Consider the following 9,716-nt stretch of genomic DNA (forward strand, 5'->3'; position numbering starts at 1 on the left):
CGACGGTAACGGCGCCAGCAAGCCCCGGACGAAGTCACGCACCCGACGGCGAGGCTCCGGCCTGCGGAAACGCTGCCCGACCGTCAACATCAGGTCGTCGAACAACACCCGCCACCGCTGGGCGTCTACCCTGTATCCGGCAGCCACCGCTGCATCATGGTCAGTCCACACAACCGTCCATGATCGACGGTGGCTGCCCTCGTTCCCGCATCGCATCGAACCGCAGCTCAGCCAAGGTCAACAACCCCGGCTGGAGTATTAGCGTTGAGCTGCACAAACGACCGGGCACGATGATCATCACTTGTCACCACTGGTCAACCTTTGGCGGGGGTTTTCGGGGGGTAAACGGGGGGCCGGTCTCCTGGCGCGGCGAACCACTCCTCCAGAGTGGCCGCCCCGTTACCTATTGATCGTCCCCAGCCGGCGACCCTCGGTCGCCCGGCGCGGTATGACTTTCTGCCCCTGTCGTTTGGATGATCCGGGGATGTTGTCGCCGGGTCGGGTGGCGCCGGCGGACCGCTGATAGCGCCTCTGTATGTCAAGCGGCCGCTGGGTGTGCTTGTTTCTGATCTCTGAGGATCCGTTGGTAGATGGCGTTGGTGAGGCGGTGTTTCAGGGCCCGGCGGGCTTTGGTTGGTGTTTTGCCTTCGCCGAGTTTGCGCTGGTAGTAGGCGCGTCCGAGGTCGGGACTGTGTAGATTTCCGGGTTTGACCCGGGTGCGGTCCGTTGGACAGGACGTCGATACTGTCCAGGAAGGACCATGTCATGACAGACAAGAACAACGCTGCTCAGCTTCCTGAGCCGACGTCGACGGAGGTGAAGTTCGCGCAGCAGCTGGTCGAGCGGACCAAGGCCGATGGAGTCTCGTTGGTCGCCCCCGGGTGGGCTCCTCGCGGGGATCATCCGGACCGTGCTCGAATCAGCGCTCGGTGCGCAGCTGGATGCTCACCTCGACAAGGCCGGCGTGGACGAAGCCACCGGCCGGCGGGTCAACATCTTTAACGGTCACGGGGCGAAGACGGTGCAGACCGAGGTCGGGCCGGTGCGGATCCAGGTCCCCCGGGACCGGGCCGGGTCGTTCACTCCGTGGATCGTCCCGAAGCACGCCCGCCGCCTCGACGGTTTCAACGAGGCCGTCCTGTCGCTGTATGTCAAAGGGCTGACGGCCGGGGAGATCGCCGCGCATCTGGCGGACGTGTACGACGCCGACGTGTCCCGAGAGTTGATCAGCCGGGTCACCGGCTGCGCGGCTACCCGACCCGGATCGCCGCGGTGTCTTCGATGATCCGGCCGTCGGTCAGGTGGATGATGCGGTCGCAGGCGTCAGCGAGTCGGAGTTCGTGAGTCGCCAGCAGCATGGTGGGGGCTCCGTGCTCGGTTCTGAGCTGGATAAGGAGGTCGAGGATGGTTTCGCCGGTGCGTGAGTCGAGGTTGCCCGTGGGTTCGTCGGCCAGCAGTAGTCGGGGGCGGCCGACCAGGGCTCGGGCGATGGCGACCCGTTGTTGTTGGCCGCCGGACAGTTCGCCGGGAAGGGCGTTGTCGCGACCGCCGAGGCCGACGGCGTCGAGCAGTTCACGGGCTCGGGCTACTTTGTCGAACGCGACCCGGTGAGGAATCAGCGGTGCGAGGACGTTGTCCAGTGCGGTGAGTGCTGGCAGCAGGTGGTAGCGCTGGAACACGAAGCCCACGTTGCGACGGAATGCCTCGAGGCGAGATCGGCGCATTGATGTGATGTCCTCGCCGTCGACCAGGATCGTGCCTGAGTCGGCTTGCTCGATGGCGCCGAGGAGATGCAGCAGGGTCGACTTGCCTGAGCCGGAGGGGCCGGTGACCGCTGTCATGGTCCCCGGGTCGCATGTGATGGAGAGGTTGTCCGCCGCCGGGATTTTCGTCGACCCGGCGGGAAAGTGTTTCGAAAGTTGAGATATCTCGATGGAGGCGCCGTGCGGCATCGCTCACTCCTCGGCCAGCAGGGTGGACACGGGTACCCGCAACTGCAGGAGAGCGGGAACAAGGGCAGCGACCGCCGACAGGATCGCGGCGGCGAGTACAACAATGAGGAGCAGCGGACCGAGCCCAGGCGGGATCTGTTGAGCGAAGAACGCTGAACCGGCGATGCCCAGTGCGGCCCCTGGGAGCGCCCCGATGAGCCCGAGGGCGGTGCCCTCGAAGACGACGAGGCGAGCCAGCGCCGTCACCGGCCACCCGGAGGACCGGAGCACCGCGAACTCGTCCGCCCGCTCTCTGATGTTCAGATACAGCACGTCCGCGACCGCGGCCAGGCCCAGGGCGAGGGTGGCGACCACGGCCACCAGGTCAACCCCCCGGACCTGAATCGAGACCGCCTCACCGAGAAGACTGCCGGTAATCGATCCATGAAAGCTCGTGGTGACGATGGCTACGATGGTGGCGGCGGCGACGCCGGTGGCGAGTGCGGCTGCGGCGAGTAGTGTTCGTCCGCCCGTCCTCGACACGTTGGTGAGCGCCATCTTCAGGACGCTGCGTCCCGTCCATGCTTTTCGTCGAGGTGGCCGCACGGCTGGCCGGATCGAGGTGGCGGGGCGGGTCCGTGCGGCGAGCCAGGCGGGCACGGCGCCGGCGGCGAGGGACACCCCGATGGCCAGCGGCACGGCCAGAGCCGCGTGCCCGGCGGTCAGTTGTACTCCCACCAGCTGGGCCAGTGGCCAGGCGATCAGAGCGCTGACGCATCCTGCGGCGGCTGCGATGAGGCCCGTCTCGGTGACGATCAGGAAGGCCAGGCGTCTGCGAGGCCAGCCGAGGGTGGCCAGGATGGCCAACTCTCGTCGCCGGTCACGCACCGCTGCCGACACGCCGTTGACCAGGAACAAAAGGCAGACGATGAGGATCAGCCCGAACAGGAAGGTGCTCTTGTGGTCGATCGCCTTCAGGATGAGCGTGGCGACACCCTTCTTCGTCCACTGCTCCTGCAGGCTCAGCTGGGGGCGCCCGAAGGATCCCGCCGGCAATGTCACGCTCTGCGGGGCGGGTGACGAGCCGAGCGTAACGTCGACGTCCAGCCCGGTTCTGGTGGAGACCATCTGCGCGACGGACCGGACGCGCTCCAGGCTCACCTCGTCGGGGCCGGTGACACCGGCCACCCGGATGCGGATCGCGGACAGGGGGTCCGGTGAGCTGGTGAGGCCCGGGTATCCGGTCAGTGTTGTCAGCAGTAGCGGTGGGGTGGCCAGGTAGCCGCCCGGGTTGCTGTCCGGTTCGAGGGGCTGTCTGCCCAGGAGGCGCCGTGACTGCTCGTCGGCGCCGTTTGCCGCTGGTGGGAAGTACGTCTCCAGCGGTACGGCGGACACTTCACTGAACCCGGACAGCTCCTGCGGATCGAATGTGCCCACTGCGGTGGCCACCAGCTGCTCGTCGCTCACCGACGGCGCCTTACGCAAGGGCCGAAACTTCTTGTCGGCGCCGAACCACGACGTGCCAAAGTCTCCGTGCATGGTGTCGATGAAGACGCCGGGGTTGTGAGGTGCGACCGCGGGCGTGAGCCCAGAATCACCCTGGGTGTATGTCACGGCACCGGACTGGATGATGTGGTTGAGCGAGCCGATCTCGTTGCCCGGGGCCGCAAGTGGTGCGTAGGCGTCGGTGACGCGCGCCTCGGTCCGTTCACCGACCGGGACGGCGGTGGCCGCGTTGAGCTCGGCCTGGGCATCGGACCAGTCCCGGCCCGGCAGTTGGGCGACAGCGGGACCGGTGATTCGAGAAGGCTCCACCACCAGTCCCTCGTCGAGGGCGGGACTGGTGGTGGCGAGAACCGGAACCGATACCTGCGATATCCCTGCCAGCTGTGCCCCCTCCAGTGGCTCGGGTGCGTCGTCGGGTTCAAGATAGCGGCCCGCGGTGACTGCGTGGTCCAGACCGACGAGGTCGGCCTCGGCCCGGGGATCAACCGCGGCCAACAGAAGCGACAACGGCCAGCCGACGACGCTGGAAAGCCGGTCCGACACCACTGGAGCCCCGTCGCGCATACCGGTGACGAACGACCCGTCGGCCCTCAGGTGCACAACATCCAAGGAGGACCGATGCTCTTGATTGCCGAGTGGTCCCACTTCTCCTTCGTCGGAATACTGGCACAGCGGGCGTTCGCTGCCATCGGCGAGGATCTCGATCGGGGACGGGCGTCCCTGGCACGAGGACGTGGGGGGCCGGGGCCTTCCGTCGGACCAGGTCACGCCGGTCGCGCTCATCTCCGGCCACACAATGTTGTGCCGGGTCACATAGGCGTAGCGAGGGACATCACCATCCAGGCTCGACAGCCCTCGCGCTGTGTTCCACGACAATTCCAGGCGTACGGCCTGTCGATCGAGCCCCGGGTCGACCGCGTCCGAGAGATCCACTGAGACCCCACCGTTGACTGTGACGTAGCCGATCATCGCGATCGGTGCCGCGACCTCGACTCCTGGAATCCGGCGTATCTCCTCATACTGAGAAATGCTGATTCCGCCGAACTGGCCCGACAGGAAGTTCGGGCGGACAAGGCCCTGCTGCTCCTCCAATGGAGTCCGACTGGCGCCCGGACGGACCAGGATGTCATAGGCCGACCGGAAATCAGCCTCCACGACACCGGACACCGTCAGACGCGATGTCTCGGCGCTTCCCGTCAAAACCGTGAACCCGGTGGTCGCCACCAGCACAGCCACAAACAACGCCATCGCCCGACCGAGTCGGCGCCGCACCTGGCCAACGACCATCCGCACCATTAAGGCCCCCTACCCATCTCCTTGAACCCATCCCACGGCGCCTGCGCCGGCTCGACGCGAGAGTTGCTCCAAGCCTTGTGATGGCCGAGGCGCTGGCTGGGGCAGCCTTGCTCACACCTGCCACAGTCCCGATTGGCTTCATGTTGTCAACAGGGCTGTTTGCGGCGTTCAGCGTTATCATACTCTCGTTGATACGGCGGGGCCGGGAGATTGCATGCAGTTGTTTCGGTAGTCGCGGGGCTGCCCCCATGGGACGACCGCATCTCGTAAGAGCCGTTGCGCTGAGCCTCGCCGCCGCAAGCTGCCTGGTGACCACTCTGCTAGGCGTGACGATATCGTTCGACGATTACGTAACGCCGGTGCCCTGGGTTGGTGGATTGGCGCTGGCGCTCGTGTCGATCCGAATTGAAGACGTGGCGTACGTGTTCGGCCGACCTGAACAAACCGCCAAGTAACGAAGAATTTGAACACCGATATCACCAAGCGTTGACCGGCTGCGCGAAGGGTAACAATATTATGATGTACGGATATGCGGCGATAGCAATGGTTGCCGCAATTACCCTGTGCAACCTTACCCTCACCTTTGGAATAATACGACGGCTCCGCGAGCAGGCTGCGATCCTGAACCAGGCTAACAGCGCTGAACAGCCGCCGATCATGAAGCGCGAGGGAGAAGTTGTCGGTGACTTCACCGCCGTCACCGTTGACGGCAAGGCGGTGGATAACGCGATCCTGCAAGATCACGACTTGGTCGGGTTTTTCTCTCCTGGATGCCCCGCCTGCACGGACCAACTTCCGGCCTTTGTCGATCTGGCAGCAAAGCGAACTGAGTCACAGGGAAGCACACTCGCCGTCGTCGTCGGCTCGACAGACGAAGCCGCTCCCGTCGTCGAACGTCTCAGGCCGATTGCCAAGGTCGTTGTCGAAGGCAATGGCGGAGTACTCTCCAGCGCCTTCGATGTTCGCGGCTTTCCAGCCTTTGGCATGGTGGACGCGCAAGGTGTCGTGAAGGCTAGCGGATGGGCCGTTTCGGCAGTCGCCGACCCCGTAGCGCCATGATGGCGTCCTCAGACCGCCGGCCCAGGATCTTTCGTTCATCTGTTGTGTACTCGGTGCTCCGATCCGTTGGCCGAACAATGGCCCTGGCTTGGAAGACCGATCCGCTGAATCTGACCTTCCGATGCCTGCTCGTAGTGCTTGCTGGCATGATGCCGGTGACAATGGCATGGCTCATGAAGCTGGTCCTAGATTCGATCGCAGCAGGGTCACCGGCGCCCACATTGACCGGCTATGCTCTGCTGTTCGCTATTCTTGGTCTGATCGCGGCATTACTGCCCTCCGCGCAGACTTTTGTCGAAAACGAAGCCTCACGCAAAATCGTTTTGCGGGTAAAGCAAGAACTTCATCGGGCACTGGCGCGACTCATCGGATTGGCGCCATTCGAGGACCCTAGATTCTACGACCGCGTTCAGCTCGCATCCGGATCTGGGCCAGCCGGCCCAGATCGGGTGGTGGGAAGCGTTCTCACGATCCTACAAGGCGTGATTACCGTCTCCGGCTTTCTTGTAAGCCTTTCTTTTTTCAACCCATATTTGATCATCGTGATCCTGGTAGCTTCAGTCCCTACAGTCCGAGCGGAGATTGCGTTAAGCACGAAGTATGCAAGTATGCTCTGGGCGCTTAGCCCTACAATGCGCCGGGAAATTTTCTACGCCCAGCTGCTGACAGAGGTATCAGCAGCCAAGGAAATGCGCGTCTTCGGCCTCAGGAGTCTGTTCGCCCGAAGAATGACTGATGAGGCCAAACTCGTCAACCTGGCAAACAAACGGCAAGACCTCAGAGAACTCCGCACTCAGAGCGCACTCGCCGGGATGGCCGCCGCCATCGTCGGCGGCGCTCTAGTCTGGTCAGTAATGGAAGCAGGAGCCGGCCGACTTTCCATTGGTGAAGTTTCGGTCTTCATTGCTGCTGTCTCAGGCTTGCAGAACTCTATACGAGCGATTATTGGCGGCGTGCGAGAGGCGCACAATGCACTCACGCTCTTCAAACATTACACGGATATTCTCGAGGCCGAACCAGATTTGCCACTGCCTCCGGCGCCGGTGAAGGCACCTCATTTGCGGGACTGTATCGAGTTTCGCGATGTTTGGTTCCGCTACTCGGACGACACCCCGTGGGCGCTCAGGGGAGTTTCAATGGTCATTCCTGCGGATCAGACCGTTGGCATTGTTGGGCTTAACGGGGCAGGAAAGAGCACCATTATCAAACTACTCTGCCGGTTCTATGATCCCGTGCGGGGCTCAATATTGTGGAACGGGGTTGACCTACGGTCTGTGCGGATCGAGGAGCTCCGTACCAGAATTAGCGCGGTGTTCCAGGATTTCATGTCGTACGAGATCAGCGCGCTCGAAAACGTAAGTATCGGCGACATCGGTTCGAAAGATTCCCCCCAATCGGTAAAGCGTGCCGCTGAGCGGGCGGGTATCCATTCAGTCCTCTCGTCCTTACCTCAGGGTTATGAAACTCAACTCACGCGCGCTTTCGGTGGGGCTCCAGGCTCTGACGATCAGGGAACCCTCCTGTCGGGAGGGCAGTGGCAGCGGGTTGCGCTGGCCCGTGGTTTCATGCGGGAGGGGTGCGAGTTGCTTCTTCTTGACGAGCCGAGTTCGGGCCTAGACGCCGAGGCTGAGCATGAGATTCATTCACGGCTCCGCCAGGCCCGCAAAAACCGTGCCTGTGTTCTAATCTCCCACCGGCTCGGGGTCGTTCGACATGCTGACTCAATTATTGTCATCGAAGCTGGAACTGTCGCCGAGAGGGGAACACATTCGGAGCTCCTTGCCATAGAAGGCCATTACTCGCGGCTCTTCAAGCTCCAGGCCCAGGGATATCTGGAATCATCCGAGGGCATTGGAACAGCGCCATGATCTGGATATTTATAGTGCCGGTGGTTATGGCATCCGGGTTGGCCTGGTTTAGAACAAACTACGTGCAAGTGGTGGTACAGGGCACATCTATGGAGCCAACCTATCGGCAGGGTGAGAAAATCTTCATTAAGCGACTGAAGGGCNGAAAACTCCGCATCGGAGACGTTGTGGTGGTTGAAGAGGAGCTTGCCGCGAGGCACGGCTCCTCGGGCTCTGGCCTACCCGCCGACAGTGGGCGGAAGTGGCTGGTCAAGCGGGTCGCGGCGCTGCCCGGCGATCTGGTGCCCGGAACTCTAGCGGACCTCACTCCACTGTCCTCCACGAAACGAGTTCCGCCTGGATCGGCTATCCTCTTAGGAGATGCTGGTGAAGGGTCCCGAGACTCCAAGCAGATGGGCTTCTTTTCCTTGAGCCTACTGCTGGGAGTTGCGGTTCGTTCCCGGCCTCCTCGCATCCGCATTGAACCTGACGATCATCAAGATTTGCGGTAGGGACTCTGCTGGCCACGGCCACTCGCAGGTGGAGCAGCCTTGACCGCAGGCCACCGACAAGCTGGCCCTCGCAGCGATACGCCCAGCTGCGGGGACCGGCCCGCGCACAGGCCAGCCGGCTGGGGGCGTCAGAACCTCGTCCGTCGCGCGTGACGCGCGTACTGCCGGAGGACGGACGTGCTGCTGCAGGGCGGGCCAGGCGACGGGCCGGTAGTGCCCGGCCGCGTAAACCGTCGTGTGGCGGGCGTGCCGGTACGAGGCGCTCGCTGGCCAGGGTGCAGCCCAGGGTGCTCGGTCAGTGCCGTTGTCCGTCGCGGGTTGAGCGGCCGTCACCCACGGCCAGACATCGCCGGCCGAGTCCCGTCGTGCCTGATGAACAGTTGTCGCCGCCGCAACGCATCACCCGACGCGTCAAGTTCATAGCCCTCCACCCATACCCACCCGGGATAGGTAGGCCGATCAAGGACTCCAACCACACGAACCATAATGGGGCGAACGAACTGCGGGGAACAAACCTGATCCAGGCGAAGGGATTCTCCGGCCCCCATTCCGTAACCCTCGGCGACCTGGCCCATCACCGCAACGTCCCGATCACAACCCCAACAAAAACGATCATCAGAACGAGCGCCGCGACCAGCTTCTGCCTGGTTGTCGGCGGATCCGGCTTCCTCGGTACCACTGGAACCCCATCACCATCCGGGAGCGGAGGCCTTCCGTGTGGATCACGGTTGCCGTGGAGCTGGCGCCTGCTGCCGTCGACCCTCACAGCTTCCTCAGCCCGTCCAGGACGGACTGAAGAACGTCCAAGCCAGGATGGGAGGTGTAGTACACGCGTGCCCGGCCCACAGCACGACCAGTAAAAAGCAAGCGCTCAGAATCCAGCTCTGACGCGGCAATCTGACTGAAGTCCGAATTGGACGAGTTAGCGCGGAAAAACCTGCTACCTCGCTGGGACAGGCAATCCTTGTCCTCATTCGCGACTGTCGGCATGGCGAGCCTCCGGTGAATAGGTATTGATGGACCGCGGTGAAGGTGTCATCGCGCGCCGCTCAGCCTTGTTGTAGCAGTGGTGGGCTACCAAACAGCATGGGTTCAGCGCGCCTCGCATTTCGACTGCGTGCCACTAGCTGTGGAGGAGTTTCGGTCGCGTTTCTGTCGCGTCTATGTGTCGCGTGACGTTGGGACGCCGTCAGCAGCAGTCGATTCGCGATTCCGGCGCTACGATGTGGACGCCGGGCGTAGCCAACCGGACAGGGATGTGTGACGTGGCCAAGGCATCGACTCTGCTAAAGGCGCTGCTTCGCCAGCGTCACTGGCAGAAGTACTCGACGTTCTGTAAGGAGTGGGATCGGGTTGCCGAGCGGGTTGACCCTGATCTTGTGGGTGGCTACCCAAGCCGGTCCCAAATTGCCCGGTGGCTAGCATGCGACCTGAAGGGTCTGCCGCACCCGGATTCGTGTCGCATCCTTGAAGGTCTCTTCCCAGGGCTGACCACCACGCAACTGTTTACCGTTGGCGCGGACGCGCCGGCCACGCTCGCGCACCCTGCGGGGGCGCTGCCGATC

General features: G+C 63.2%; 7 protein-coding genes and 2 pseudogenes. 6 read left to right on the top strand and 3 right to left on the bottom strand.

Translation table 11 applies throughout. The annotated features are described in order from the left end of the window. Positions 1-147 (bottom strand): annotated as a pseudogene (locus B118_RS33745) (IS701 family transposase); the annotation flags it as partial. 763 nt (positions 148-910) lie between these two features. On the opposite strand from B118_RS33745, the gene B118_RS29220 reads away from it, so the two are divergent. Beyond that, on the top strand, positions 911-1,285 hold the full coding sequence (locus B118_RS29220) for a transposase (protein WP_238324153.1): 375 nt from the start codon (positions 911-913) through the stop codon (positions 1,283-1,285). Here the strand turns inward: B118_RS29220 and B118_RS0124385 are convergent. Continuing rightward, the gene (locus B118_RS0124385; RefSeq protein ID WP_027646792.1) at positions 1,251-1,952 is read right to left on the bottom strand and encodes an ABC transporter ATP-binding protein; all 702 of its coding nucleotides are present in this window, start codon (positions 1,950-1,952) and stop codon (positions 1,251-1,253) included. The genes B118_RS29220 and B118_RS0124385 overlap by 35 nt on opposite strands. Before the next feature lie 3 nt (positions 1,953-1,955). After that, positions 1,956-4,733 (bottom strand): ABC transporter permease, encoded by a 2,778-nt coding sequence (locus B118_RS0124390; RefSeq protein WP_028193638.1) that lies wholly within the window; start codon positions 4,731-4,733, stop codon positions 1,956-1,958. Between the two features lie 41 nt (positions 4,734-4,774). On the opposite strand from B118_RS0124390, the gene B118_RS33995 reads away from it, so the two are divergent. The 5 genes and pseudogenes from B118_RS33995 to B118_RS33315 all read left to right on the top strand — a co-directional run. Then, positions 4,775-5,188 (top strand): MauE/DoxX family redox-associated membrane protein, encoded by a 414-nt coding sequence (locus B118_RS33995; RefSeq protein ID WP_420329475.1) that lies wholly within the window; start codon positions 4,775-4,777, stop codon positions 5,186-5,188. Further along, complete coding sequence (locus tag B118_RS31250) at positions 5,106-5,792, top strand: peroxiredoxin family protein (RefSeq protein ID WP_238324154.1); 687 nt, start codon at positions 5,106-5,108, stop codon at positions 5,790-5,792. The genes B118_RS33995 and B118_RS31250 overlap by 83 nt, the downstream gene beginning before the upstream one ends. A 77-nt stretch (positions 5,793-5,869) precedes the next feature. Further along, positions 5,870-7,660: an ABC transporter ATP-binding protein gene (locus tag B118_RS31255; RefSeq protein WP_162173376.1), complete on the top strand. Its 1,791-nt coding sequence runs from the start codon at positions 5,870-5,872 to the stop codon at positions 7,658-7,660. Continuing rightward, positions 7,657-8,151 (top strand): S26 family signal peptidase, encoded by a 495-nt coding sequence (locus tag B118_RS34000; protein ID WP_080678171.1) that lies wholly within the window; start codon positions 7,657-7,659, stop codon positions 8,149-8,151. Before B118_RS31255 ends, B118_RS34000 begins: the two co-directional genes overlap by 4 nt. A 1,256-nt stretch (positions 8,152-9,407) precedes the next feature. After that, a pseudogene (locus tag B118_RS33315) lies at positions 9,408-9,716 on the top strand (hypothetical protein); the annotation flags it as partial.

It is taken from the genome of Salinispora pacifica CNR114, assembly GCF_000514775.1.
Taxonomy (GTDB): domain Bacteria; phylum Actinomycetota; class Actinomycetes; order Mycobacteriales; family Micromonosporaceae; genus Micromonospora; species Micromonospora pacifica.

Bases quoted from the DNA above. Each gene is read 5' to 3' on its own strand.
- B118_RS0124390 (WP_028193638.1), bottom strand. From the start codon at position 4,733: ATGGTGCGGATGGTCGTTGGCCAGGTGCGGCGCCGACTCGGTCGGGCG.
- B118_RS31255 (WP_162173376.1), top strand. From the start codon at position 5,870: ATGGCCCTGGCTTGGAAGACCGATCCGCTGAATCTGACCTTCCGATGC.
- B118_RS0124385 (WP_027646792.1), bottom strand. From the start codon at position 1,952: ATGCCGCACGGCGCCTCCATCGAGATATCTCAACTTTCGAAACACTTT.